The following is a 25,507-nucleotide window of genomic DNA, read 5'->3' on the forward strand; positions in this document are numbered from 1 at the left end:
GGAGTACCGATGTCCACCGCGTCAACAACGACTCTCTATCCGGCCGAAGGCTGGGGGGCACCGAAGAACCGCCGCGGCCACGCCCTGGAGGGCGGCCTCACCGGTCTTCCTCAAGGAACCGAGATCTTCTCGGCCGACAACCACATCTCGGTCGCCGACGACATCTTCTTCGAACGCTTTCCTGATGACCTCAAGGGTCAAGCCCCGCGCATCTGGTACGAGGACGGCGCATACATGGTCGGCATGAAGGGCAAGTCGTGGGTAGGCGGCGACTTCGGCCGGGTGCTGATGCAATACGACGACCTGGCGGGCGCCGCGTCGAACAACATCGAGGCACGCATCCAAGAGCTCGCCGAGGACGGTATCGACAAGGAACTCGCCTTCCCGAACGCCGTGCTGGCGCTGTTCCACTATCCCGACAAGGCGATACGCGAGCGGGTCTTCCGTATCTACAACGAGTACATGGCGGACTTGCAGGAGCGGTCGAACGGCCATTTCTACGGCGTCGGACTGATCAACTGGTGGGATCCGAAGGGCACCAGGAGCACGCTCGAGGAACTGAAGGCGTTGGGACTCAAGACGTTCCTGCTACCGCTGAATCCCGGCAAGGACGATGACGGCAACGTCTACGACTACGGCGGCGCATCAATGGACGCCATGTGGGACGAGATCGAGGCCGCGGGCCTGCCCGTCACGCATCACATCGGTGAGACCCCGCCGAAGACGCCATGCGAGAACAACAGCGTGGTCGTCGGCATGATGATCAACGTCGACTCGTTCCGCGAGCAATTCGCAAAGTATGTCTTCTCGGGCATCCTCGACCGGCACCCGACACTCAAGATCGGCTGGTTCGAAGGTGGAATCGCCTGGGTGCCAACGGCATTACAGGACGCCGAGCACATGTTGGCTTCGTACCGGCACATGTTCAACCATGAGCTCGCCCACGACGTTCAGTACTACTGGAACCACCACATGGCTGCCTCGTTCATGGTGGACCCGCTCGGTCTGCAGTTGATCGACCGGATCGGCGTGGACAACGTGTTCTGGTCGTCGGATTACCCCCACAACGAGAGCACATTCGGCTACTCCGAGAAGTCGTTGGCCACGGTCGTCGACGCGGTCGGCCCCGACAACGCCGTCAAGATCGTGGGCGGAAACATCAAGAAGTTCCTGGGTATCGACGGATGACCACATCTCTGACCGCGGTCACCACCGCCGCTGACATCCCGGACCTGCCTGACCGAGCCCGGATGTACCGCGAGAGCGGCGCCCGGTTGCGGGCCGCGATGGCCGACAACGGCGTTGACGCCCTGATTCTGCTGGGCAACGGCAACGTGGTGTACGCCACCGGGGCGAGCTGGCCGCTGCTCGACGCGGGACTCTCCCATGTCGAACGGCCCATCGCGATCGTGCTGGCCGACGACGAGCACCCGCACTTGTTCATGCCGTTCCGGGAGGGCGCCGCGTCGGCGTCCGAGATTCCGTCCGACCATTTGCACTCCGCGCTCTTCCTCGAATTCGACGAAGGCGTCGACCATTTCGCGCGGGTCCTCGCGGAGCTGATCCGCCCGGGCGCGACGGTCGCCGTCGACGAGCTCACCGGCGCGATGCGCCGCGCCGCGAACCGGCTGTTTCCTGGCGGCGCTCCGGCTGACGCCGCTCCCGTCGTCGGCGCCGCCAAGCTGGTGAAGACACCCGATCAGATCGCCTGCATCCGAAAGGCGTGCCGCATCACCGAAGAGGCGGTCGTCGACGTGCAGAAGGCGCTGGCGCCGGGTGTTCGGCAGATCGACCTGTCGGCACAATTCGTGCGCAGGGCATTTGAACTGGGCGCGACGGCCAACATGCTCGAGGCCATCTGGCAGGTGATGCCGACCTCCAAGGCCGAGGGCACCTGGACGACGCACGGCGATCTCGCGCTGCCGTTGTTGACGACCGAACGTGAACTCGCCGCGGGCGATGTGCTGTGGACCGATGTCAGCATCACCCATACCGGGTTCTGCTCCGACTTTGGGCGCACCTGGCTGGTTGGCGAAACGCCGTCGGCCCGTCAGCAGGATCAGTTCCGCCAATGGCGCCACATCCTCGATGCGGTGCTGAAGGTGACGAAGGCCGGCGCGACCTCTGGTGACCTGGCCCGCGCGGCAATCGCCGCCAACGGCGGGCAGAAGCCATGGCTGCCGCACTTCTACCTCGGCCACGGCATCGGCACCAACGCGGCCGAAATGCCGATGATCGGAACGGATCTCGGCGAGGAGTTCGACGACAACTTCGTGTTCCCGGCCGGGATGGTGCTTGTGCTCGAGCCGGTGGTCTGGGAGGACGGCACCGGCGGCTATCGAAGCGAGGAGATTGTGGTGATCACCGAGGACGGCTACGTGCCGTTGACCGACTACCCCTATGCCCCCTATGAAGACTGAGATCCTGCCCGACGAGCGGGCACTGCGAAACGGCAGGCGCGAGCGTGCGCTGGCCCAGATGGAAGTACACGATCTCGACGTGCTGGTGCTCGGGCGACAGGCGAACGTTCGATACATTTCGGGCGCACCGCAGCTGTGGGTGGCGGGCACTCGCCCATTCGGGCCGATCTGCACGGTCGTGCGGTCCACGGGCGAGATACACCTGAACAGCACCTGGGACGAAGGCATCCCCGCCGACATCCCGCACGACCATCTCTACGGTCTTGCGTGGAACCCGATGACGTTGATCGACGTGTTGAAGGACATCGAGGGTGCCGCCACAGCTCGCCGGGTCGGAACCGACGCTCTCACACCATCGTTCGCGAAGTTGCTTCCGATGGCGTTTCCCCATGCGGAGCTCGTCGACGGCGAACTCGCAATGCGGGCCGCCCGGCGAATCAAGACGCCGGACGAAGTGACCGCACTGCGTGGCTCGCTTCGGGTGGCCGAGGAGTCCCTGGCCACCGCGGTCGCTGAGCTGCGGGCGGGCGCCACCGAGCAGGAACTCACCGGCCTCATGCTCGAGGCGCAGGCCGCAGGCGGGGTGAGCACTCCTGCGACGCAGGACGGTGCCTGGGTGACATCGCGCGAGCATCCGTGGCGGGCGGTTCGCAGCGACCGGCGGATCGAGCAGGGCGACCTGGTCGCCTTCTCCGCGGGTGTACTGGCAGACGGGTACGTCGGCGAAGTGGGCCGGACGTGGCCCGTCGACGTCGACGCGTCGGCGCTGTCCGACCGTTGGAAGATACTGTGGGACAAGCTCTCCGCGGCGTGCCGCCCCGGCCGGCCCGCCAGTGATCTTCTCTCTGCGTATCAGGCCGCGGGCGAGCCGCTGCCGCCGATGCCGGTTGCCCACGGTCTGGGGCTGGGATTCGACCCCCCGGTGGTGACGCCGCAACTGCAGGCCACTGCCGCGGCTGAAATCCTGGAGCCGGGCATGGTGCTGTCCGTCACTGGCTATGTCTGGCAGGAGGGCGTCGGCGCGGTGTTCGGCCGCGAGGCGGTCCTCGTCACACCCGACGGTCCCGAGGTGCTGACGTCAAGCCCATCTCCGGCGGCAGTAGGAGCAACCAATGGCTGAGCGGCCCAAGCCCGAAGAGCTGATCCTGTACGAGAAGGATCCCAAGACCAAGATCGCGACCATCACCTTCAACCGTCCGGAGTACTTGAACGCCCCGACATCGGCGGCGCGGCTGCGTTATGCCGATCTGCTGCGCGCGGCCACCGTCGACAACGACGTGAAGGTGGTCGTGATCCGCGGCGTCGGCGACAACCTCGGCAGCGGTGCGGATCTTCCGGAGTTCATGGAGGGCAACGACAACACCGACCTGCGACTGGCCGAGCTGCGGCTGGAGGACGACGGTGTCGGTGAGGTCACCTACCCGCCGAAGGGGTCGTTCCGGCACGGTGCGACGATCAGCGCCTGGTACGCGAACGTCCAGGCCGGTAACCGGCCGCTGCAGGAGCTGAAGAAGATCAGCATCGTCGAAGCGAAGGGCTACTGCTACGGCTGGCACTTCTACCAGTGCGCCGACGCCGATCTGGTGATCTCCTCCGACGACGCGCTGTTCGGCCACCCGTCGTTCCGGTACTACGGCTGGGGTCCGCGGATGTGGACGTGGGTGCAGATGATGGGGCTGCGCAAGTTCCAGGAGATGGTATTCACCGGACGTCCGTTCACCGCCGAGGAGATGTATGACTGCAACTTCCTCAACAAGGTCGTGACGCGGGATCAACTCGAAGCCGAGGTCGACAAGTACGCGCGGGCATGCGCGCGAAACCGGCCTGTCGACACCGTTTTTCAGCAGAAAGTCTTCTTCGAGGTCTACAAGCAGCATCAGGGCGAGTACATGGGCAGCCTGCTGTCCGCTTTCTTCGAGTCGATGGGCAGCGGTGTCGCCAACGACGACGCCGACGACCTGGACATGATGGAAGCGATCGACAGCGGATTGGCCGACGCCGTCAACGACAACGACGACAAGTTCCCGCCAGACTTCAGGCTCAGCAAGTCGAACCGCAAGAAGAAGGACTAGTGGCGTGAGGCGCGATTCCGCGAAACTGCACTTTCTGCGCGGCTCACTCGCACTTGCTCGCAACAACTGCAATCTCGCGCAGGGGTTGGACCGGTTGTCGTGAACGGCCCGCTTGACGGGTACCTCGTCGTCGACCTATCGAGTGGCATCGCCGGCGCGTACTGCACCAAGCTGCTGGCCGACGGCGGGGCCCAGATCGTCAAAGTCGAAGCGCCCGAGGGTGATCCGCTGCGACGATGGTCCGCATCCGGGGCTGCGATTCCGGCCGACGGCGACGGTGCACTGTTCACTTTCCTTGCGTGTTCCAAGCACAGTGTCGTCGCCAGGCCCGAGGCCGACATGGACTTCATCCATACCCTGCTTGCGGACGCGGATGCGGTCATATGGTCAGCCGGCTCGATCCTCACACCCGTCGATATCCACCAGGCACACCCCCATCTAACGGTCACGGCCATCACGCCGTTCGGCCTCGAAGGGCCTTGGCGCGACCGCCCCGCCACCGAATTCACGCTGCAGGCATGGTCCGGCGGAATTGTCGGTCTTGGCCGCGGATCCGCCGACCGCGCACCGGTTTTCGTCGGCGGCCAGGTAGGCGAGTACCTTGCCGGGGCATATGCGAGCGCGGCGACGATGGCCTCCCGGCTGCGGGGCGCCGCAGAACTGATCGACCTGTCGATGCTGGAAACCCAGATCCTCGGCCTGACTTATTATCCGGTGAGTTACTTCCAGATGCTGGGCAGGCCATGGCGTGACGCGCGTCGGCTCACCGTGCCCGGCATCGCCAGGGCTAAGGACGGCCTGATCGACATCGGCTGCGGCACCGCACAGCAGTGGTTCGACCTGTGCGCGATGACCGGGCATCAGGACTGGATCGACGAGGAGTCGCCGCTGTCGATCACCGAACAGGCCAATGAGAAGGCCGACGAACTGTACGCCTGGGTCGAGAGCCAAACCGTCGACGAGATCCGGGACTTGGCGACGGCGTTCCGGATACCCAACGCACCGGTCGCCAACGGCGCCAACATCGAGTCCCTCGATCACTTCGTCGAGCGTGGTTCGTTCGTCGCCAATCCACGCGACGGCTTCACCCAGCCCGGGCCGCCGTACCGGACCCAGCCGGAGTTGTTGCAGCAACCAAAGGCCGCCCCGCGGTTGGGCGAGCACACCGACCACTACCGCAGGCGCGGTCCACGTCAGCGAGAGATGGCCGGGCCAATGTCGTTCGAGGGCTTGCGGATTGTCGACATGACAACGTTCTGGGCCGGGCCGTCGTGCACCCACATGCTCGCCATGCTCGGCGCCGAGGTCATTCACGTGGAGTCGACCCGACGACCCGACGGCACCCGGCTCATCGCGGGTATCCCGATCACCGAGGAGCAGTGGTGGGAGAGGTCGCCGATCTTTTCGGGACTCAACACCAACAAGAAGGGGCTGACGCTCGACCTGCAGAGCACCGCGGGACGCGATCTTCTCCTGCGGCTGATCGCGACGTCCGACGTCATCGTCGAGAATTTCACGCCGCGGGTGCTCGAGCAGATCGGCCTGGACTTCGCTGCGGTGCAAGCGGTTCGGCCAGATGCGATCATGCTGCGCATGCCGGGCTTCGGTCTGGACGGGCCATGGCGCGACAACCCCGCGTTCGCCTATGTCATCGAGGCAGCATCCGGGATCAGTTGGCTGACCGGTTATCCCGACGCCAACCCATACGAGCCGTATTCGGTCGGTGATCCCAACGCGGGCGTGCATGCGCTCAATGCACTGCTGCTCGCGCTGGAACACCGCCGCCGCACCAGGCAGGGTGTGCACATCGAGGCGGCGATGGTCGACGCGGCGCTCAACGTCGCCGCCGAGCAGGTGATCGAATACTCCGCGTACGGTGCGCTCCTTCAGCGTGACGGGAACAGGGGACCGGCGGCGGCACCGCAAAACCTGTACCGCGCCAACGAGATCGACGAGTTCGGCAGACGCGACTGCTGGGTCGCGGTGGCCGTCGCCACCGACGAGCAGTGGGCCGGGCTTACCGAGGCGCTCGGCCATCCGGAGTGGGCCGCCGATCCCGCCCTGACATCCGCCGATTGTCGGCGCAAGAACCACGACCTGATCGACCGGCAGCTCACCGCATGGTGTGAAACCCGCACGGGCGACGACATCGTCGACACGCTGTGGCGCCACGGCGTACCGGTGGCCAAGGTCATCCAGCCGCACCGCCAATCCGAGCTACCGCAACTCGCCGCTCGCGCATTCTTCGAGGATGTAGACCATCCCGTGAACGCAAGTACGCCGCACAGCACGCTGCCGTTCCGATCGACACGTGGGCCCGGCCGGGTCCATCGCCAGCCCGCGCCACTGCTCGGACAGCACAACCGCGAAGTGCTCGCCGAACTCGGGCTCAGCGACAAGGACATCGACGAACTGGAAGCCAAGGGCATCATCGGCACGGCTCCGGCCATGCACGGCTCGAAGGTCTGATAGCTTCCAGCCGATGGCCATCGACCCCTCCGACATCCTGCTCACCGGCCGCGTCGCGGTCGTGACCGGCGGGGGAGAGGGCCTCGGCCGCGGCATCGCCGAAGGCCTCGCCGCATTCGGTGCACACGTCGCGATTTGGGAACGCAACACCGATACCTGCGCTTCGGCCGAGGAAGCCATCGGCGCGCTGGGTATCGTGACTGATGTCAGGGACAGCGAGCAAGTCGATGCTGCGCTCGAGCGCACCAGAGCAGAATTGGGCGTCCCGACGATCCTCGTCAACAACGCGGGCGGCGTGTTCTCGTCACCGCTGCTCGAAACCACCGAAAACGGCTGGGATGCGTTGTACAAGAGCAACCTTCGCCACGTGCTGCTCTGCACGCAACGTATCGCCCGCGGCCTTGTCGACTCCGGCCTGCCGGGCAGCGTCATCAACGTGACGTCGATCGAAGGCGTTCGGGCTGCGCCGGGCTACGCCGCATACGCTGCGGCCAAGGCCGGTGTCATCAACTACACCAAGACAGCCGCCCTCGAGTTGGCGCCGCACCACATTCGCGTTAACGCGCTCGCGCCTGATCTGACCGTCACCGAAGGCCTGCTGCGGGTGGCGCCGAATGGGCTATCGGAAAGCGCGAGCTACATGATTCCGATGGGCCGCCCCGGACACGTCGACGAAATGGCCGGTGCAGCAGTCTTTCTCGCGTCGGACATGTCCAGCTACATCACCGGACAGACCATCCACGTCGACGGTGGCACGCAGGCCGCAGGCGGCTGGTACCACAACCCGCAGACCGGCGACTACCAACTGGGGCCGGGCTAGTGCGTCCAGCCCTCGGCGACCTGATCGTCGAAGGTGCGGTCGATGCGCTCGAACCGACGCTTGATCGAGTCCCGCGCCGCGCGGTGTGGCAGCACATAGAGGCGGTTCGCCAGAATCGCGTCGGCGGTCAAGCGGGCCACGTCGTCGACGTTGAGCACAGAGTCGTCGGTGGGGTCTGACGCCAACTGTTGCACCGTCTCGGCTTCGGAGTGGGCAGGCCCGTAGTCGGCGCTGCGAACGCGTTCGGTGTTGGCCAGCAGGTTGGTCTCGACGATCATCGGGCACAGCACCGAGACCCCGATGCCGTTTGGCCGCACCTCGCGCGACAGCGTCTCCGCAAGCGCGACAACACCATATTTCGCAACGCAATACGGGCCGAGTCCAACGTTCGGGATGAGCCCCGCGAACGATGACGTGAACACAATGTGGCTGTCGCAACCCTGCGCGATGAGGCGCGGCAGGAATGCTTCGACGCCGTGAATCGGCCCCCACAGGTCGACGTCGATGACGAAGCGCCAATCGTCGTGACTGGTCTCCACGATTGGGCCGGCATACGCGATGCCTGCGTTGTTGAACACCACGTGCACGTCGCCGAAGACACGGAACGCCTCATCAGCGAGGTTGGTCACGGCATCCAGCTTGCGCACGTCGCAGACGACACCGTGCGTATCGACGCCGTCGGCACGCAGAGTAGCGACCGCCTGATCCAGCGCGGCCTGATCGATATCGCCGAGCATCACCCGTGCGCCGCGGCGCCCGAACTCCTTGGCTGTCGCGAATCCGATGCCGTTCGCACCGCCCGTGATGACTGTTGCGCGCCCTTCGAAACTCTCCACGGCGCGAACACTATGCGGTCAGGCGGGTTCAGTTGGCGGATCCCATGACGGATCGCCCAACTTGGCTTTGATCGCACCCCACGGATCGGCGTACTGCCCCGGTGCATTCCAATACACCGAACGACGCTTCATCACCTCGCGCACGATCGGCGCGAGCAACCGGCCCCAGTACCGCATGAACCAGAACTTCGCGGACAACTCGGACATGATGTCGGACCACGAGTGATGCTGAAACTGCAGCACTTCCTGTGCCCGCGTCGGGTCCATCCAGTCGGTGACGAACCAGGCCTTCTCGCTGTCGGGGTCTCCTCGCCGCCCTGGCGGAATGGCGCCTGGCATGCCGAGCGCTGACACCATGGCCGGCGCCAGGTCCCCATAGCAGTGCCGGTGGGAGTCGTCGCCGGCGATCAGCAAGATCTCCCCGACGGCGTCGGCGGTCGTCGCAGCGGCACATGCACGCGCGACGTCGCGAACGTCGACGGTGTGCACCCGGTTGTCGCTGGGAAGAGCGCTCTCGAAGAGCATCGCGTCCCCACTCAGCGGCATGGTCGACAAATCGGAGGTGAGCACACCGCCGAACCGCAGCACCACCCAGTCCAGTTTCGACGACCGCACGATTTCTTCCGCCTCGGCCTTGGTGCCGCTGTACAGGTCGCAGGGCCGCATCGGATCGTCGGCCGTCAAGGGCGCGGTGGTGCGGTGCGGATTGCGCGGGCCGAACACCGCGTTGCTCGATCCCAGCACGAGGCGGGGCGGACTGGGTTGTTCCTCGGCGATGCGGACCAGGGTGGCCGTCGCCTCGACGTTGACGCGACGCGCGAGCTTGGCATTGCGGTAGATCAGCGGCGGGATGATCGCGGCGAGGTGGATGATCGCCGCGGGTGCGACGTCGGAGACGAGGCGCTGTACCTGCCCCGGATCCGTCAGGTCGGTCCAGCGCGCCTCGACACCGGCGGGGAGCCCATTTGCCTTCTTGACATTGGCAGGCGTTTCGAGGTCGGCTATCACCACGTCGCGGCCGTCGGCGGCAAGTTGCCGCACCGTCGCCGAGCCGACCAAACCGAAGCCGCCCGTGACCAGCACTGTGTCCGACATATGGCTCCCTACCTGCGGATATGACATTCTCTTTTTAGGAAAGTACCATACTCTGATTCGGGGGAAATGCAGCGGGGAACGGGCTACACATGAGCAGCAATGGGGCGGGCAAGCCAGAGGTGGCCAAGTGGGATCCGGGTTTCACCAGGCAGCTCACCAGCCGGGTGGGCCCGATCATCAAGCGGTACTTCCGCGCCGAAGTGCGCGACCTGGAACTGATGCCGAAGGCGGGCGGGGCGCTGGTGGTGTCGAATCACTCCGGCGGGATGTTCACCCCTGATGTGCTGATCTTCGCGCCGGCGTTCTATGAGAAGTTCGGATTCGATCGGCCGCTCTACACGCTCGCGCACTGGGGCGTATTCATGGCCAACGTGGGTGACTGGCTGCGCCGTGCCGGTGTCATCGAGGCCAGCCGCGAGAACGCGGCGAAGGCACTGCGGGATGGCGCAGTGGTGTTGGTGTTCCCCGGCGGCGACTACGACGCATACCGCCCGACATTGACTGAGAACGTCGTCGACTTCGCCGGTCGCACCGGCTACGTCCGAACCGCCATCGAGACGGGCGTACCGATCGTCCCTGTCGTGTCGATCGGCGGCCAGGAAACCCAATTGTTCCTCGCCCGTGGCGATTCGATCGCCAAGAGGCTGGGTCTGCAGCGACTGCGCGCGCAGATCCTCCCCATCAGCGTCGGGTTCCCGTTCGGGCTCTCGGTGATCCTTCCGCCGAACATCCCGTTGCCCGCCAAGATCGTCGCGCGCGTGCTCGAGCCGATCGACATCGCCGCCGAGTTCGGCGAGAATCCCGATGTCGACGAGGTCGACCTGCACGTGCGCGCGGTGATGCAGAAGGCGCTCGACGAACTCGCCCGCGAACGCCGCTACCCCGTGCTGGGCTAGGCCGGGGCCATTGCGGTCTCGACGGTGCTCGCGTCGGAAAGTCCACACGCCCTTCGAATTTCGCCGAACGCGTGGATCATCGCGTCGGTAGCCTCGTGCGTGTCTTTGAAGGTCCGATCGTCGGACAGCACCGCGATGTCGAGTTGGTCGACGTAGCTCCACACGGTCATGTTGAAAGCACTTCCCGCGGAAAGCACTCCGACGGAATAGATTTCACTGACCGGCGCACCGCCGATGTGTCCGCGCTGTCGCGGTCCGGGCACATTCGACACCGCGACGTTCATGATCATGCTGCGCGCCGCCCGTTTGGATTGCCACCGGAACAAGGCGGGGGTCAGCGGAGGCGGTAGGTACTCCATCATCTGCCCGTGCAACTGCGGGCCGAACAGTTCGTTGACCTCCTTGGCCCGGTTGGCGGCTACCGCCGTGAGCCGTACCCGTTCCAGCGGATCGTCGATGTGCACCGGCAGTGAAACGGCCAGGCCGCTGATCTCGTTGCCCGTGATGCGGTCCGCAGATCGGTCAGTGCTGACGGGGACGCTCGCCAGGATGGGGCGATCCGCTTGTCCGTCGTAGCGCAACAGCAGCTCGCGCAGACCGCCAGCGGCCATCGACAACACGATGTCATTGAACGTGACGCCGAGATGCTTTGCAGTTTCCTTGATTTCGGCTAGGGACAGGGCAGCCGTCGCGAATGTCCGTACCGGCGACACGACGTGGTTGAGGAAGGTCGGCGGGGTCTTGAGCATCTTGGCCATGCCCTCGTGGTCCTCCCGCTCGCGGGCTTTCCGCATGACGCGGCTTGCGCCACGGACCGCGTCGCGCGTCAGGCGGGGCAATGCGGCGATGTTCTGGACGTGATCGCGGCCCGCCGCACGCAGCAGGTCGGCGGTGGTGGGCGCCTCGCACGTGGGGTGGTCGTCACGCTCGTCATGTGCGGAACCGGCAAGGTCCATCAGCCGGGCCAGCAGATTGGCCGACGCCACGCCGTCGGCAAGCGTGTGATGCACCTTGCCGATCAGCGCGAACCGGTCGTCGGCCATCCCTTCGGCGAAATGGAACTCCCACAACGGGCGGGTACGGTCCAGCGGTGTGCTCGCGATCTCGCCGATCACCGCGTCGAGTTCCCTGCGCCCGCCAGGCTCGGGCACCCGGACGCGGCGCAGGTGATAGTCGAGGTCGACCGGGCAGTCCTCCAGCCACATCGGATGATGCAGCTTCCATGGGATGTCGATGAGCTGGTAGCGCAGCGGTTCGAGCAGGTGAAGCCGCCGGGCGATGGTCCGGCGGAACACGTCGAAGCTGAACTCGCCGTCGAACTGGGCGGCGTGCACGATCGCGACCTTGAGTGTGTGCGTGTGCAGGTTCGGCGTCTCGCTGTACAGCAGCATGGCATCCATGCCGTTGAGTCGCTTCATGTTCCACCCCCGGGTCTATCGAAGCACCCCAGGGCGAGTGATCACGTCGCTTTCGGCGAGCGAGCGCGCTACTTCAGGCAGCTGCCGCCGTCGACAGGCAACGTGACGCCGGTGATGTAGCGGGCTTCGTCGGAGGCCAGGAAGAGCACGGCGTTGGCGATGTCTTCGGGCTCGACCCAGCCGATGGGCAGGGTGTGCATCAGTTGGCCGACGACCTTCATGTCCTCGGGACCCGGATTCTCCAGATCGGGTCGGAACAGCTTCATTGTTCCTTCGTTCATGAACAGCGGGGTGTTCACGTTGGTCGGGTGCACCGAGTTGACGCGGATGTTCTGGGCGCCCAGTTCGACGGCGAAGGTCCGCATCAGACCCACCACGCCGTGTTTGGCCGCGACGTAGTGGCCGGTGTGTGGGTAGGCCTTGAGCCCGCCCACCGAGCTGGTCAAGATGATCGAGCCGCCGCGACCGCCGGCCAGAATGTGGGGGACACCGGCCTTGACGGTCTTCCACACCCCGCCCAGGTTGATGTCGAGCATTGCGGTCCAGTCGGTTTCGCTGGTCTTGTCCAGCGTTTGGCCGCCGTTGCCGATACCGGCGTTGGCCACGATGATGTCGAGGCGTCCCAGCTGCTCGACACCGGTGTCGACCGCGGCTTTCAGCGCGTCGTAGTCGCGGACGTCGACCTCTGCGGTGTAGATACGACGGTTGTGGCCCTTGACGAGATCCGCGGTCTCGGCCAGATCCTCCGGTGTGGACGCCGCGATCAGGTCGACGGTGTCGATCTTCTTACAGATGTCGACGGCGATGATGTCGGCACCCTCGGACGCCAAGCGCACCGCATGCGCCCGGCCCTGGCCGCGCGCCGCACCGGTGATGAAAGCGACCTTGCCTTCAACACGTCCAGTCATTGACAACTCCAATTCGTCAGTAGTGGAACACTTTTCACGAAACCAGGGTGGGCATGGATTCCCAGCCGCGGACCGCCGTGGTCTGAGACGGACGGGCGTTGGGCCAGTCGACCTCCCACGTCGGGAATCTCTTGAGGATCTCCTCGAGCGCGATCCGGCCCTCGAGGCGCGCAAGCGCGTTGCCCATGCAGAAGTGGGTGCCCGCCCCGAACGTCATGTGCGAGTGGGGTTCCCGATGAATGTCGAACACATCCCCGTTCGGCGGGAAGCGACGGTGGTCGCGGTTGGCGGCGCCGACAAGCATGAGCATTGCGGAACCTTCTGGCACGGTCTGCCCGTAATACTCGACGTCGCGGGCGACGTATCGGGCGATCTGCAGGGCTGGCGGCTCCCAGCGCAGGATCTCCTCGATCGCCTGCGGAATCAGCGCGGGGTTCTCGGCCAGTTCCCGACGCTGGTCGGGGTTTTCGGCCAACGTCTTGCCTGCCCAGCCGATCAGCCGGGTGGTGGTTTCCGAGCCCGCGGTGGCGACCACCGTCAGATACATCAGCAGTTCGTCACGACTGAGCCGGCGCACGGTGCCGGTCTCGTCGGTGAATTCGACATTGAGCAGGTCGGTCATGATGTCGTCGGACGGGTGCTCGGTGCGGTAGTCGATGAACTCGGCGAACACCTCGCCCGTCGCCAGCAGGTTGACTTCCTTGCTCTGCAGCGTGGCTTCGCCGTGGTCGGTCACTCGGCGTTGATCTTCTTCCGGGATGCCCAGCAGCATGCCGATCACCCGCATCGGCATCTGCTCGCCGAGGTCGTTGACGAAGTCGAATCGGCCAGTGCCAACCAGCGGGTCAAGGCAGCGCGAAGTGAACTCGCGGATCTGGGGTTCCAGGGCGAGCACCTTGCGTGGCGTGAACATCCGCGACAGCAGATTGCGGTGGATGTTGTGAATCGGCGGGTCCTCGAAAATCAGTGTGCCTGGCGGGATCTCCATGCCGGACTTGATGATCTCGAGCAGTGCGCCGCGGCCGGAGATGAATGTTTCGTGGTCGATCACGGCCTTGTTGACATCGTCGAATCGACTCAACGCGTAGAAGTCGTGCTTGTCGTTGTAGTAGAGCGGCGCTTCCTCGCGCATGCGGGCGAACACCGGAAACGGGTTCATGTTGAGCTCGACGCTGTACGGGTCGTAGTACAACTCGTCCGCGGTCGCGGCGTGTTGCACGTCGGAATTCTCCGCACTGATCGTCACGGTGTTGCCTCTCGCTGAGCAGGGGCGTAAGACATATGGACTGTATTTGTCTCACAACTCTGGCATCGGCGGGCCGCGGGTGTCAATAACAGACTCTTTTCTTGCAACTTAAGCTCTCTGCTTAGAAGAATCAGCTTCTCGCGCCAGTGTCGTGGCGACCTGCGGAAGGTCACTACGTCGGCGCCGCCGATCAGCATCATGCGTGGGTGTTCGATCACGGCCCGCAGTGCGCGGGCGCCGACGGTGCCGATCGGCCGGTGAAAGATTCTATGAGGCAACGCATTTGGAGACATCGAGTTCAGTCCGGGAATCGCAGGAGCGCTTCTTGGGCATACGAGGCGACCAGCGTGCCGTCCTCGGTGAGGATGTCGCCGCGGCCGAAGCTGCGGCCGTGCGCCAGTAGCGGGCTGTGCTGCCTGAGTAGAAACCACGAGTCGGTGCGGAACGGCCGATGAAACCAGATCGTGTGGGATGTGACCGCGGACGTGAACCATGTGCCGTTGCCTCGATGGCTGACGCCTTCCATCGGCCGAAGGGCGGTTCCGATGAGCGTGAGATCGGTGCCGTAGGCGGCGAGCGCGGGTGCCAGCGCCGGCTCGACGGCGGGCGTGCGCATCCACACTTCGTACTCCGGAGGCCCGGTGGTGGTGGCGGTCAGATCGACGTCGGCGCGGGTCTCCCACGGGATCAGGTCGAGTGCGACTCGATGCTCCGGGCCGAGGACAGCGGGCACATCGTCGATCGACTGACGTTGTGGACCATCCTCGAATGCGTGCATGGAGATCGACGAGGTCGCCACTATTCCGCGACTCTGCTGTGCGGTGACGGCCACCGTCGCAAAGGAGCGACCGTCATGGTGGCAGGTGGCGCGGTAGTGGATCGGCTCATCGGCGTGGCCTTCGCGCGCGAACACTGCGTGCTGGGATTTGACGGCCTTGTCCGGACAGATCGTCGACGCTATCTGGAGGAATTGGCCGAGCAGTTGGCCGCCGAACACGCGATGGTATTCCAGGTGTTGATTGCGGCCCTCGAACTCGGTGACGTTGCCTTGTCCGGTGCCCCCCGACGGCACCGGGTGCAGATCAAAACAGGCCAGTAGGTCGGTCCAGAGATCGGGCACTCACTGAGTGTAAGCCTGATTCTACGTCAGTGAGAACGTAATTCTCGCGCTAGCTGGAGGCGAATCCGTGGGAGCAGAAGTCCCAGACTTCGTCCGCAGTGATGGGGTGCGCAACGCCATCGGCGGACTCGCCGCTGTGCTGCGCGACGAACATCACGGTCTGCATCGTCATCGCGGCCATCCGCTTGGGGTTGATGCCGGGCCGCAATTCGCCGGCCTCGCTTGCGGCCTCCATCAGCTCTGTGAGCAGGGCCAATAGTGGCGCGTGGGCGACGTTGACCTCCGTGGGGTGGGAGACAAGTAGCCGCGGCGCGAAGTCGGTGAACAGCGGCCGCTTTGCGGTGGGGTCTGGTCGCGAGGACTCGAACAGCAGCTTGACGGCTACTTTGAGGCGTTCGAGCGGGTCCTTCTGGCTGTCCGTCGCGGCGCGGATCTGGTCGGCCGACCGGCTGAGGGCATCCTCGAACAGGGCGAGCAGGAGCTCATGCTTACCGTCAAACTGCAGGTAGAAGCTTCGCAGCGACTGCCGCGAGCGGTCGACTACCTCTTGGACCGTGAAGTCGGTGCTGCCCTTCTCGATGATGATCGCCTGGGCGGCGTCCAGGAACCGCTGAACGCGCTGCGCGGCCCGAAGCTTCGCTGTCTTGATCGATCGCTCGACCGCGCGTTGCTTCCAGGCGGGTTCTTCGCTGGGACTAGTCACCGGCGGCTCGGATCCAGGCCGATTAGGCAAAACATGCACTGACTGTACCGGAGAACGCCTTGCCATCGCGGTCGTCGACCCCCTCGCGGTTCACGTGTCAGAGATTGTAACTTTCTCACCATGAGAATAGTATTCTCATTTTGGAGATAACAGAAGTCTTTAGTTTTTCTTTCCCAGGAGCGCCGTGCAGCTGAATTTCGACGCTGACGTCGAGGCTTTTCGCGCGGAGTTCGTGGCATTCCTGGACGGACATCTGCCCAGTGACGAAGAGGCCTTGGCTCGCTCCCACTCGAGCAGTGACGTCCCCGACTGGGCGCGGCGATGGCAACGGCTGATGTTCGAGAACGGCTGGTTGTGTCCCGGCTACCCACCCGAATTCGGCGGCCGCAACGCCACCATTCTTCAGCAGTACGTGCATCAGGTGGAACTCACACGCAGGGCTGCCTACCTGACATTCAACCCGCAGGGTGTCGGCATCATCGCGGCGTCGTTGATCTCGTTCGGGACACCGGAGCAGCAGCAGAAATGGGCTATCCCGATTCTGCGTGCCGACATCGCGGCGTCGCTGGGCATGAGCGAGCCCGGCGCCGGATCGGACCTGGCGTCCCTGCGCACCAGGGCCGTACTGGACGGTGACGAGTTCGTCGTCAACGGCCAGAAGGTGTGGACGTCTGGCGCCCACGATGCAGACGTGTTGCTGACTTTTGTTCGCACCGATCCAAATGCCCCCAAACACAAAGGGATCAGCGTGCTGTTGATCCCGACCGATGCTCCGGGCGTGGTGCGCAGGCCGTTCGCGTCCGTATGCGACCGCGACGATCTCGACTTCAACGAAGTGTTCTTCAACGATGTGCGGGTGCCTGCAGAGAATTTGGTCGGACCGCTCAACGAAGGCTGGCGGGTGGCGAATGGTTCGCTCGGCCATGAGCGAAACATGTTGTGGCTGAGCTACGCCGACCGGTTGCAGGAGTTCGTCGACGATTTCTGTCCGCGCACGACGCTGGATCGTGACCGTTACGCGACGCTGGTGATGGACAACCAGGCTCTTCGCCTGATGGGGTCAATGGCGTTGGCGGCAGCTTCGCGCGGCGACGAGGATCCCTCGGCGATGTCGGTGCTCAAGCTGTTGGGGTCGGAGGCCTCGCAGCTGGCCGCCGAGCACGCGCTGGCGGCGGCGGGCGCTGACGCGTTGGCGCACCCGACCTTCTCGGGCCCGTATAGCGCCGTGCATCTCGACGTGTACCGCACCGGTTGGTTCGAGCGTTACGTCCGCTCGTTCGGCGGCACCATTGCCGGCGGGACGTCGGAGATCCAACGAAACATCATCGCCCAGCGGGTGCTGGGCTTACCCCGAAATTGAGGAACAACTGTGTACATCGATTATGAGGTCGCCGACCGCATCGGCACCATCACGCTGAACCGCCCCGAGGCCGCCAATGCGCAGAATCCTGAACTGCTCGACGAACTCGATGCCGCATGGACCCGCGCCGCAGAGGATCCCGAGGTGACGGTGATCGTGTTGCGCGCCAACGGAAAACACTTCTCGGCTGGTCACGATTTGCGTGGCGGCGGACCCGTTCCCGACAAGATCACGCTCGACTTCATCATCCAGCACGAGGCCAAGCGTTACCTCGAGTACACGTTGCGCTGGCGCAATGTGCCGAAGCCGTCGATCGCCGCCGTGCAGGGCCGGTGTATCTCCGGCGGGCTGCTGCTGTGTTGGCCGTGCGACCTGATCATCGCCGCCGACGACGCGCAGTTCTCCGACCCAGTGGTGCTGATGGGCATCGGGGGAGTCGAATACCACGGCCACACTTGGGAGTTGGGACCGCGTAAGGCCAAGGAGATTCTGTTCACCGGTCGCGCGATGACCGCCGACGAGGTGCTGGCCACCGGCATGGTCAACCGGGTGGTGCCGCGCGACGCGCTCGACTCCGAGACGCGGGCGTTGGCCGAGCAGATCGCCAAGATGCCACCGTTCGCGCTGCGTCAGGCCAAGCGTGCGGTCAACCAGACGCTCGACGTGCAGGGCTTCTACGCGGCGATTCAGTCCGTGTTCGACATTCACCAGACCGGCCACGGCAATGCGCTGAGCGTCGGTGGATGGCCTGTGCTGGTGAACCTCGAAGAGATGAAGGCCAACATTCAATAGCGCGAGCGTGCGCGAAATGCCACATTTTGCGGGCGTGTCGTGTGCAGACACGCACGCTCGCGGTAGTTGGAGCGGGGCCTTTAGAGCTGGGCCAGGCGTGGGGCTGAGCCGCGGGCGCGCAGTCCCGCTCCCGCCTTGCGAGTCAGTTCCCTTGAGCTGCCGAGTAATCCGTCGAGCACCAGGACCCGCTTCACGTGACGGTGCAGATCGTGTTCGGCGGTGAAGCCGATACCACCGAGTACCTGCTGACAGTGCTTGGCTGCGGTCAGCGCGGCCTTGCCCGCGGCGGCCTTGGCCAGCAGCGCGGTCAGATCTGGATTGTCGACGCCGGGCAGATTCAGCGTCGCCTCGGCTCCTTCGATCGCCACCAGCGTTTCCGCCAACCGGTGCCGAATCGCCTGGAACGACGCGATCGGTCGGCCGAACTGCGTGCGATCCAGCGCATGCTGACGCGCCAGGGTCAGCATCGCCCTTGACGCGCCGACCAGCCACCAGCCCACCGCAACGCGAGCCTCCGCGACCCGGATGGGATAGCCCTCCTCCTCCCGGCGCAGCGGCAGTCCGCCAAGAGTCGACCCGTCGCCGGCACCGGTGCGGTCCCACACCACCCAGGTGTTGCCGGCATACGGCAGCGGCAACTCCACGGTGTCGCCGATGGTATTGCCGGTGGCGTGCAGCACGACGTCGACGAGAACCGAAGCGTGCGAACCGGTTTCGCCGAGTAGCCGGAACACCATCGGCACGGCTACCTCGAGCATGTCGGACAGCATTTCGGCCCAGCCGAGTTCAGTCAGCGCGGCATCGAGTTCCGGCCCGGACTTCGAGAGCATGGTCTTGCGCAGTCCGTCTTCGAGCAACTCAAGCTCGGAATTCACGCCCACGGTCACTCCTTCCCGAGATCGAGCAGACGGCGGGCGATGATGTTGCGCTGCACCTCGGCGGTGCCGCCGTAGATGGTGGCCGCGCGCGAGTACAAGTACTCCGTGCGCCACGGGGTGTCGTCGAGTTCGATGGCGCCCGGCAGCAGATCGTGAGCGGTGTCGTACAGCCGCTGTTCGGCGCCGGCCAGCAGCACCTTGTCGATCGAGGTGTCTGGGCCCAGCTTCAGGCCTTCGCCAAGACGGTGCTGGGTGGCGCGAGACCGGCACCGCAGCGTGTGCAACGCCAGATACGCCTCGCCCATATCCGAATCCACTGCTTGGCCTTGACCTTTGACTTCACCGATCAGCGCGTCGAACCGCGAGTAGAGGTAGGCGATGCGCTGCCAGAAGCATGTCGAGCGTTCGTAGGGCAGCAGGTCCATGGCCAGTCGCCAGCCGTCCCCAGGTCGGCCGAGCATGCGGTCGGCCGGCACCGCCACGTCGTCGAAGTACACCTCGCAGAACTCGTCGACATCGTGCATGGTTCGCAGCGGTCGCACCGTGACGCCGGGGGAGTCCAGGTCGACGAAGAACGCGGTGATGGCTTCGTGATTGGGGGTGTCCGGTCCGCCGGTCCGGGTCAGCAGCACACACCGAGTCGCGTACTGCGCGAAGCTCGTCCACACCTTCTGCCCGTTGACAATCCAGTGATCGCCGTCCTGCACGGCACGGGTGGTCAACGACGCGAGGTCGCTGCCTGCGCCGGGTTCGGAGAAGCCCTGGCACCACGATTCCTGGCCCGACAACAGCTTCGGCACCATCTCGGCTGCCAGTTCGGGTTGCGCATAGTCGATCATGGTCGGGGTCAGTACGTCGAGCATCGAATACGGCCCTGGATGGTCGATGCCACGGCCGACAATCTCCTCGCCGACGATCGCGCGCAGGATGTCCGGACCGCCCAGACCGCCAGCCGATTCGGGCCAGCCATAACGCATCCAGCCCGCGTCGTACAGCGCCTTCAACACGCGCAGGTGTTGCGCCTGGTGGGCGTCGAGCGACCCGCCGTCCGGCGGAGGCGTCAGATCGTTCTCGTCGAGCCACGTCCTCAGCGCGGTGCGGAAGGCGGCGGGTTCGAACAGATCCGTCATCCGGCTTCTGGTCTCCCGATCGCGTGCGGCCGACCCGAATCGTGCTCGCCACTGCGCCGAATGAACGTCATGGCACGGGTTTTCAGCCGCCACCCATCGTCGGTGCGCACATAGGTGTCGTTGTAGTAGCCGATGCGCATGTCGTGCTTGGAGTGCTCGATGAAGCACAGCGGTTGTGTGCCCGTGGCCGCGTCCGGGTTGTCGGGGTCGAGGGTGACCAGTGACGTGCCGGTCATGAACAGACCCTTGGGGGCCGCGTCGACGAGTTCGGGGAAGCGGTTCAGTGTGTACGTCGAGCCGAACGCGCTGTAAGTGCCGTCCGGAGTGAACACCGAGATCAGGCCATCGATGTCGCCCTGGGTGATGGTGACCGCGTATTTCGCCAGGAGCTGCTGGATCTCGACCAGATCTTCAGTGCGCGTCATGTCGGAAGACCTTACCGCCCTTCATTACAAAGTTGACGTTTCGTGTAACGGTAACATCCGCCAAAGGATCACCGGGAACCGCGATGATGTCGGCGAGATAGCCCTCGGCAATCTGGCCCAGGTCGGGTTTGTTGATCAGATCCGCCGCGACGACGGTGGCCGCGCGCAGCACCGCTGCCGGCGGCATGCCCCACTCGACCAGCGTGACCAGTTCATCGGCGTTGCGGCCGTGCGGGATCGCCGGCGCATCGGTACCCACGGCGATCTTCACCCCGGCGTCGTAGGCGGCCTTGATCGAGGTCTCCGCCTTGGGGAACATCTCGGCGGCCTTGTCCTGCAACTCTTTCGGAGCCTTGGATACATCCATCGCCTGCGCCAGCCTGCGCGTGGTCACCAAAAACCGGTCGTTGTCGACCATCATCTTGATGGCCTCGTCATCCATCAGGAAGCCGTGCTCGATGCAGTCGATACCGCACTCGATGGCGTGCTTGACCGCCTCCGCGCCGTGCGTGTGCGCGGCCACGCGCAGGCCGCGCCGGTGTGCCTCGTCGACGATGACCCGAAGCTCTTCATCCGAATAGTGCTGTGCGCCAGCCTCTCCGGTCAGCGACATGACCCCGCCCGAACAGCACACCTTGATCAGTTGGGCGCCGTGTTTGATCTGATAGCGCACGGCCTTGCGGATCTCGTCGACGCCGTTGGCGATGCCCTCTTCGATCGTCAACTCGAGCACGCCCGGCATGAACGCGGCGAACATCGTCGGGTCGAGATGTCCGCCGGTCGGGGTGATCGCGTGGCCGGCAGGGATCACCCGCGGTCCCTCGATCAACCCGGCGTCGATCGCCCTGCCCAACGCGACGTCGAGCAGGTAACCGCCTGTCTTGACGAACAACCCGAGGTTGCGCACGGTCGTGAAGCCGGCGCGCAGCGTGCGGCGGGCGTTGCCGACCGCGCGCAGCACCCGGGTTGGGGGATCGTCCTGCACCTGGGACAGGCCGGGATTCTCCCCGCGGCCGCCCATGAGGAGGTTGACCTCCATGTCCATCAGCCCGGGCAGCAGGATGGCGTCCCCGAGATCGATAACGTCTCCCTCGGGGTCGCCGCCAACACCGACGATCCGGTCGTCTTCGACCCGGACGATTCCCGGCCGGACGATCTCGCCGGCTTCGACGTCAACTAGACCCGCTGCTTTGAGGGTCGGCACGGTTAGACCACCGGCTCCTTTGTGCATTGGATGTACGCGGCGCCGCTGTCGAGCACACGCGGCTGCTTCCATACCTCGATTGGGAACGACACGTTGACCAATGACTGCATCATGTGAATGAGAGCCTTTGCGTCGTCGGGCATTCCGTCCAGAGGGAATCGTGAGTCGCAGTATTCCATGACGGCTTCGAGTCGCGGGAACGCGGCGTCATAGAACTCTTGCATCTCGGCCATCGTTGAGGAGAGCCGCTTTTGGTAGCGATCCTCCTCGTGGGGCAGGCACCAGTCGGAGAACCGTTCCAGGTCGGCGAACTCGGCAGGGAGCTTAGACATCGATGTTCTCCTTCTTGAACTTCTCCACATAGTCGCCTGCCGTCTTGTGCAGGTGCCGGAGCAGGACCTCCTGATCGCACAATGGGAAGTCGGTGACCACCTTGGTGCCGATCATCGTCTGGGTGGCCTCCAGGGTGTTGGCGTCCTGGAACGCGTACTCCTTGAACGTCACCGCGGCGAGTTCGTGGGCCAGCCGCTCACGGGTGTTGGTGGCGGGCACGAAGTACAGCGTGCACTCGAAGATGTGCTTGTCCACGTCGGTCGGCCAGTAGTGATAGGTGAGGTACCAACCCGGCGCCCAGAACAGCAGCGTGAAGTTGGGGAAGAACTCGAAAGAGTCGGTGCCCCAGCTGTCGTAGCGGCCGGGGTTGATGGCAGGCGGCAATTCCTCGGGAAGGATGCCCGTGATTTTCGGGCGATCCCACGGTCCGAACAGACCGCTGTGCAGGACCCGCTCGATCGGCTTGACCATGTTGAGATCCTTGGGCGGCGACATCCCGCCCCAGGACGAGATCATCGCGTGATCGCCCTTGATGTCGTAACTCAATGCCTCGAAGCCGATTCCGAGCAGCTTGTCGGCTTCCTCCTTGGTCGCCTGCTTCTGGTGCAGCACCGGTGCGTGGTAGAACTCGGTGAACGCATCGATGAACAGCTTCCAGTTCGCGTTGACTTCCGCACGATAGGTGTAGGTCTCGGTCATCTCGTGGAACGGATAGCCCTCGAGGCCCTTCGCGAAGTCACCGAGGTAATCGACCAGCGGCTCGGCGTCGTTGTCGAAGTTGATGAAGATGAACCCTTCCCAAACCTCGCAACGCACCGGCACAAGACCGAACTTCGCTTTTTCCAGGTCGAAGAACTCGTCCTCCTGCTGAACGAAGGTCAGGTCGCCTTTGAGGCTGTAGCGCCAGGCGTGGTACTTGCATGTGAACTGACGGCACGAGCCCGAAACCTCTTCGCCCGGATAGTCGTTCCACACCAATTTGTTTCCGCGGTGGCGGCACATGTTGTAGAACGCGCGGACCTGCTCGTCGGTGTCCTTGACGATGATCACCGACGTGCCTGCGCCGACCGACGGCATCTCTCTGGTGAAATAGCTGCCCTTGCGTGGCAGTCGTTCCACCCGCCCGACGTTCAGCCACAGCTTCTTGAAGATCGCCTGCTGCTCGAGCTTGTAGTGCTCGGGGTCGATGGAGTCGGTGTAATCGACTGGCGCAGTGCCGAGTTCTGGCCAATTTTCGGTCCAGCTTCCGGCGGCCGGCTTCGGGAAATGTCCCACTGTTTACTACCTCTCTGAGTTCGTTTCGGAGTCGGGTCCTACGCCGAATGTGTTGATGGCCATGGCAAGTGCGCCATAGCAGCCGATCGTGAAGACGAGATCCATGCACTGACGCTCGTCGAGGTGCTCGGTCAGGACCACCCACGTCTCGTCGGACACCACGGACTTGTCCTGGAGTTCGTCGACGGCGTGGATGATCGCGCGGTCGAGATCGTCGGTTGCCTCACCGCGTTGGATGCCGTCGATGTTCTCTTCGGTGAGCCCGGCCTCGAGGCCCATCCGCACGTGGTGACGCCACTCGTACTCCGACTGGGCACGGTGGGCGACTCGCAGCACCGCCAGTTCGCGAAGTCGCGGCGGCAGCGTTGACGAATACAGCAGATGGTTGTTGAAGCGCAGGAAGGCCCGCGTCAGCTTCGGATGACGGACGAGCGTGGCGAGCAGGTTGCCCGACGCCTGCGGGTTGCGCCGCTCTTCAGGCAGCGAGGACAGCGCGTGGTCGACGGCGTCGTCCCACTGGTCTGCAGGCAGCGGTGGCACCCGCACGGGTGGTCTCCTCTCACGCACGAGAATCAGGTTCTCATATTTCGCCAATAGGTTTCCACTTTTCTGACATTTGGTCAATGCCAGACAGCAGACGTGCCGGTCACAGCCGTGCCCGCAAGGAGGCAACGGTGCTGCCTGGAGGCCATGACGCCGGTAACGGACATTGATTCTCGCGGAATGAGAAGGTAGTTTCCTCAGATAGAGAACATCACTGGTCCAATGACGCCCCGGCGTCGAGGAGGAGTCGAGGCATGAATAAAGACGACATGATCCTGATCAGCGTTGATGATCACGTTGTCGAGCCGCCGGACATGTTCAAGAACCATCTGCAGAAGAAGTACCTGGACGAAGCGCCACGGTTGGTGCACAACCCCGATGGCAGCGACACCTGGCAGTTCCGTGATGTGGTGATCCCCAATGTCGCGTTGAACGCCGTGGCCGGCCGACCCAAGGAGGAGTACGGCCTGGAACCGCAGGGCCTCGACGAGATCAGGCCCGGCTGCTGGCAGGTCGATGAGCGCGTCAAGGACATGAACGCAGGCGGCATCCTCGGCTCGATCTGCTTCCCGTCGTTCCCGGGCTTCGCAGGCCGGCTGTTCGCGACAGAGGATCCCGAGTTCTCGTTGGCGTTGCTGCAGGCATACAACGACTGGCACGTCGAGGAATGGTGCGGGGCGTATCCGGCCCGGTTCATTCCGATGTGTCTGCCCGTGATCTGGGATGCCGAGGCCTGCGCGAAAGAGGTGCGCCGCAACGCCGAGCGGGGTGTGCATGCGCTGACCTTCACCGAGAACCCGGCGGCAATGGGATATCCGAGTTTCCACGACGACTACTGGACGCCGCTGTGGGAGGCGCTTGTCGACACCGACACCGTGATGAACGTGCACATCGGTTCGTCGGGCCGGTTGGCGATCACAGCCCCGGATGCGCCGATGGACGTGATGATCACCCTGCAACCGATGAACATCGTGCAGGCCGCCGCGGATCTGCTGTGGTCCAAGCCGATCAAGAAGTACCCAGACCTCAAGATCGCCCTGAGTGAGGGCGGGACCGGCTGGATTCCCTACTTCCTCGAGCGGGCCGACCGCACCTATGAGATGCACTCGACGTGGACGGGTCAGGACTTCAAGGGCAAGAAGCCGTCAGAGGTGTTCCGCGAGCACTTCCTGACCTGCTTCATCTCCGATCATGTTGGCGTCAAACTGCGCAATGACATCGGCATCGACAACATCTGCTGGGAAGCCGACTACCCACACAGCGACAGCATGTGGCCCGGCGCCCCCGAGCAACTGCACGAGGTGCTCGAGAAGAACGACGTGCCCGACGACGAGGTCAACAAAATAACCTTCGAGAACGCGATGCGCTGGTATCACTGGGATCCGTTCACCCACATCCCGAAGGAGCAGGCGACGGTTGGCGCGCTGCGCAAGGCGGCCGAGGGCCACGATGTCTCCATCCAGGCGATGTCCAAGCACGAGCACGGCGGCGCGAACTTCGCGGACTTCGCCGCGAATGCCAAGGAGTTGTCGGGCAATAAGGACTAGGTCGTAGCTTTAAGGGT

General features: G+C 64.4%; 24 protein-coding genes. 10 read left to right on the top strand and 14 right to left on the bottom strand.

What is annotated here, in order from left to right; all coding sequences use genetic code 11:
• Positions 1 to 9 precede the first annotated feature (9 nt).
• The 6 genes from J3E61_RS25510 to J3E61_RS25535 all read left to right on the top strand — a co-directional run bounded on the left by J3E61_RS25510 (position 10) and on the right by J3E61_RS25535 (position 7,781).
• On the top strand, positions 10 to 1,188 hold the full coding sequence (locus tag J3E61_RS25510) for an amidohydrolase family protein (RefSeq protein WP_210085743.1): 1,179 nt from the start codon (positions 10 to 12) through the stop codon (positions 1,186 to 1,188).
• Positions 1,185 to 2,420 (top strand): aminopeptidase P family protein, encoded by a 1,236-nt coding sequence (locus tag J3E61_RS25515; RefSeq protein ID WP_210085744.1) that lies wholly within the window; start codon positions 1,185 to 1,187, stop codon positions 2,418 to 2,420. The genes J3E61_RS25510 and J3E61_RS25515 overlap by 4 nt, the downstream gene beginning before the upstream one ends.
• Entirely contained in the window at positions 2,410 to 3,540 is a 1,131-nt protein-coding gene (locus tag J3E61_RS25520; RefSeq protein ID WP_210085745.1) for an aminopeptidase P family protein, read from the top strand. The genes J3E61_RS25515 and J3E61_RS25520 overlap by 11 nt, the downstream gene beginning before the upstream one ends.
• Complete coding sequence (locus tag J3E61_RS25525) at positions 3,533 to 4,492, top strand: enoyl-CoA hydratase/isomerase family protein (RefSeq protein ID WP_210085746.1); 960 nt, start codon at positions 3,533 to 3,535, stop codon at positions 4,490 to 4,492. The genes J3E61_RS25520 and J3E61_RS25525 overlap by 8 nt, the downstream gene beginning before the upstream one ends.
• A 99-nt stretch (positions 4,493 to 4,591) precedes the next feature.
• Complete coding sequence (locus J3E61_RS25530; RefSeq protein ID WP_210085747.1) at positions 4,592 to 6,961, top strand: CoA transferase; 2,370 nt, start codon at positions 4,592 to 4,594, stop codon at positions 6,959 to 6,961.
• Between the two features lie 13 nt (positions 6,962 to 6,974).
• The gene (locus tag J3E61_RS25535; protein WP_210085748.1) at positions 6,975 to 7,781 is read left to right on the top strand and encodes an SDR family oxidoreductase; all 807 of its coding nucleotides are present in this window, start codon (positions 6,975 to 6,977) and stop codon (positions 7,779 to 7,781) included.
• Here the strand turns inward: J3E61_RS25535 and J3E61_RS25540 are convergent.
• Together J3E61_RS25540 and J3E61_RS25545 are read right to left on the bottom strand one after the other, a co-directional pair.
• Positions 7,778 to 8,617: an SDR family NAD(P)-dependent oxidoreductase gene (locus J3E61_RS25540; RefSeq protein WP_210085749.1), complete on the bottom strand. Its 840-nt coding sequence runs from the start codon at positions 8,615 to 8,617 to the stop codon at positions 7,778 to 7,780. The two genes, J3E61_RS25535 and J3E61_RS25540, sit on opposite strands and share 4 nt — an antisense overlap.
• Positions 8,618 to 8,635: 18 nt before the next feature.
• Positions 8,636 to 9,712: an NAD(P)-dependent oxidoreductase gene (locus tag J3E61_RS25545; RefSeq protein ID WP_210085750.1), complete on the bottom strand. Its 1,077-nt coding sequence runs from the start codon at positions 9,710 to 9,712 to the stop codon at positions 8,636 to 8,638.
• A gap of 89 nt (positions 9,713 to 9,801) precedes the next feature.
• Here J3E61_RS25545 and J3E61_RS25550 point away from each other — a divergent pair, with 89 nt between their 5' ends.
• Complete coding sequence (locus J3E61_RS25550; protein ID WP_210085751.1) at positions 9,802 to 10,608, top strand: acyltransferase family protein; 807 nt, start codon at positions 9,802 to 9,804, stop codon at positions 10,606 to 10,608.
• Here the strand turns inward: J3E61_RS25550 and J3E61_RS25555 are convergent.
• From J3E61_RS25555 to J3E61_RS25575, 5 genes are all read right to left on the bottom strand, one after another.
• On the bottom strand, positions 10,605 to 12,026 hold the full coding sequence (locus tag J3E61_RS25555) for a wax ester/triacylglycerol synthase family O-acyltransferase (protein WP_210085752.1): 1,422 nt from the start codon (positions 12,024 to 12,026) through the stop codon (positions 10,605 to 10,607). The two genes, J3E61_RS25550 and J3E61_RS25555, sit on opposite strands and share 4 nt — an antisense overlap.
• Positions 12,027 to 12,094: 68 nt before the next feature.
• Entirely contained in the window at positions 12,095 to 12,934 is an 840-nt protein-coding gene (locus J3E61_RS25560) for a mycofactocin-coupled SDR family oxidoreductase (protein ID WP_192723704.1), read from the bottom strand.
• A 34-nt stretch (positions 12,935 to 12,968) separates the two neighbouring features.
• Positions 12,969 to 14,180, bottom strand: coding sequence for a cytochrome P450 (locus J3E61_RS25565; RefSeq protein ID WP_210085753.1), 1,212 nt, complete (start codon positions 14,178 to 14,180; stop codon positions 12,969 to 12,971).
• A gap of 298 nt (positions 14,181 to 14,478) precedes the next feature.
• Complete coding sequence (locus J3E61_RS25570; RefSeq protein ID WP_210085754.1) at positions 14,479 to 15,300, bottom strand: thioesterase family protein; 822 nt, start codon at positions 15,298 to 15,300, stop codon at positions 14,479 to 14,481.
• Positions 15,301 to 15,349: 49 nt separating this feature from the next.
• A complete protein-coding gene (locus J3E61_RS25575; protein ID WP_192723701.1) occupies positions 15,350 to 16,003 on the bottom strand; it encodes a TetR family transcriptional regulator in 654 nt (217 codons plus the stop codon).
• Positions 16,004 to 16,187: 184 nt separating this feature from the next.
• On the opposite strand from J3E61_RS25575, the gene J3E61_RS25580 reads away from it, so the two are divergent.
• A complete protein-coding gene (locus J3E61_RS25580; RefSeq protein WP_210085755.1) occupies positions 16,188 to 17,363 on the top strand; it encodes an acyl-CoA dehydrogenase family protein in 1,176 nt (391 codons plus the stop codon).
• A 9-nt stretch (positions 17,364 to 17,372) separates the two neighbouring features.
• Positions 17,373 to 18,155 carry an enoyl-CoA hydratase gene (locus tag J3E61_RS25585; RefSeq protein WP_192723699.1) on the top strand — a complete coding sequence of 261 codons (783 nt, stop codon included), beginning with the start codon at positions 17,373 to 17,375 and terminating at the stop codon, positions 18,153 to 18,155.
• Positions 18,156 to 18,235: 80 nt separating this feature from the next.
• On the opposite strand, the gene J3E61_RS25590 is transcribed toward J3E61_RS25585, so the two are convergent.
• Genes J3E61_RS25590 through J3E61_RS25620 form a run of 7 tightly spaced genes read right to left on the bottom strand, consistent with a single transcriptional unit; the run spans position 18,236 to position 23,946 of the window.
• Entirely contained in the window at positions 18,236 to 18,985 is a 750-nt protein-coding gene (locus tag J3E61_RS25590) for an acyl-CoA dehydrogenase (protein WP_210086689.1), read from the bottom strand.
• Positions 18,986 to 19,038: 53 nt separating this feature from the next.
• Positions 19,039 to 20,163 (bottom strand): acyl-CoA dehydrogenase family protein, encoded by a 1,125-nt coding sequence (locus J3E61_RS25595; protein WP_210085756.1) that lies wholly within the window; start codon positions 20,161 to 20,163, stop codon positions 19,039 to 19,041.
• Entirely contained in the window at positions 20,160 to 20,588 is a 429-nt protein-coding gene (locus tag J3E61_RS25600; protein WP_192723697.1) for a nuclear transport factor 2 family protein, read from the bottom strand. Before J3E61_RS25600 ends, J3E61_RS25595 begins: the two co-directional genes overlap by 4 nt.
• Positions 20,575 to 21,792: an amidohydrolase family protein gene (locus J3E61_RS25605; protein WP_210085757.1), complete on the bottom strand. Its 1,218-nt coding sequence runs from the start codon at positions 21,790 to 21,792 to the stop codon at positions 20,575 to 20,577. The genes J3E61_RS25600 and J3E61_RS25605 overlap by 14 nt, the downstream gene beginning before the upstream one ends.
• A 2-nt stretch (positions 21,793 to 21,794) precedes the next feature.
• Entirely contained in the window at positions 21,795 to 22,124 is a 330-nt protein-coding gene (locus J3E61_RS25610) for a hypothetical protein (RefSeq protein ID WP_210085758.1), read from the bottom strand.
• Positions 22,117 to 23,400: an aromatic ring-hydroxylating dioxygenase subunit alpha gene (locus J3E61_RS25615; RefSeq protein ID WP_210085759.1), complete on the bottom strand. Its 1,284-nt coding sequence runs from the start codon at positions 23,398 to 23,400 to the stop codon at positions 22,117 to 22,119. The genes J3E61_RS25610 and J3E61_RS25615 overlap by 8 nt, the downstream gene beginning before the upstream one ends.
• A 6-nt stretch (positions 23,401 to 23,406) precedes the next feature.
• Positions 23,407 to 23,946: a carboxymuconolactone decarboxylase family protein gene (locus J3E61_RS25620; protein WP_210085760.1), complete on the bottom strand. Its 540-nt coding sequence runs from the start codon at positions 23,944 to 23,946 to the stop codon at positions 23,407 to 23,409.
• Positions 23,947 to 24,197: 251 nt separating this feature from the next.
• On the opposite strand from J3E61_RS25620, the gene J3E61_RS25625 reads away from it, so the two are divergent.
• Complete coding sequence (locus J3E61_RS25625; RefSeq protein ID WP_210085761.1) at positions 24,198 to 25,490, top strand: amidohydrolase; 1,293 nt, start codon at positions 24,198 to 24,200, stop codon at positions 25,488 to 25,490.
• Positions 25,491 to 25,507 lie beyond the last annotated feature (17 nt).

This window comes from Mycobacterium sp. OAE908 (assembly GCF_017872775.1).
Lineage (GTDB): Bacteria > Actinomycetota > Actinomycetes > Mycobacteriales > Mycobacteriaceae > Mycobacterium.

Bases quoted from the DNA above. Each gene is read 5' to 3' on its own strand.
- J3E61_RS25560 (WP_192723704.1), bottom strand. From the start codon at position 12,934: ATGACTGGACGTGTTGAAGGCAAGGTCGCTTTCATCACCGGTGCGGCG.
- J3E61_RS25545 (WP_210085750.1), bottom strand. From the start codon at position 9,712: ATGTCGGACACAGTGCTGGTCACGGGCGGCTTCGGTTTGGTCGGCTCG.
- J3E61_RS25595 (WP_210085756.1), bottom strand. From the start codon at position 20,163: ATGACGGATCTGTTCGAACCCGCCGCCTTCCGCACCGCGCTGAGGACG.
- J3E61_RS25555 (WP_210085752.1), bottom strand. From the start codon at position 12,026: ATGAAGCGACTCAACGGCATGGATGCCATGCTGCTGTACAGCGAGACG.
- J3E61_RS25510 (WP_210085743.1), top strand. From the start codon at position 10: ATGTCCACCGCGTCAACAACGACTCTCTATCCGGCCGAAGGCTGGGGG.
- J3E61_RS25535 (WP_210085748.1), top strand. From the start codon at position 6,975: ATGGCCATCGACCCCTCCGACATCCTGCTCACCGGCCGCGTCGCGGTC.
- J3E61_RS25550 (WP_210085751.1), top strand. From the start codon at position 9,802: ATGAGCAGCAATGGGGCGGGCAAGCCAGAGGTGGCCAAGTGGGATCCG.
- J3E61_RS25520 (WP_210085745.1), top strand. From the start codon at position 2,410: ATGAAGACTGAGATCCTGCCCGACGAGCGGGCACTGCGAAACGGCAGG.
- J3E61_RS25600 (WP_192723697.1), bottom strand. From the start codon at position 20,588: ATGACGCGCACTGAAGATCTGGTCGAGATCCAGCAGCTCCTGGCGAAA.
- J3E61_RS25515 (WP_210085744.1), top strand. From the start codon at position 1,185: ATGACCACATCTCTGACCGCGGTCACCACCGCCGCTGACATCCCGGAC.
- J3E61_RS25610 (WP_210085758.1), bottom strand. From the start codon at position 22,124: ATGTCTAAGCTCCCTGCCGAGTTCGCCGACCTGGAACGGTTCTCCGAC.
- J3E61_RS25625 (WP_210085761.1), top strand. From the start codon at position 24,198: ATGAATAAAGACGACATGATCCTGATCAGCGTTGATGATCACGTTGTC.
- J3E61_RS25590 (WP_210086689.1), bottom strand. From the start codon at position 18,985: ATGCTCTCGAAGTCCGGGCCGGAACTCGATGCCGCGCTGACTGAACTC.
- J3E61_RS25525 (WP_210085746.1), top strand. From the start codon at position 3,533: ATGGCTGAGCGGCCCAAGCCCGAAGAGCTGATCCTGTACGAGAAGGAT.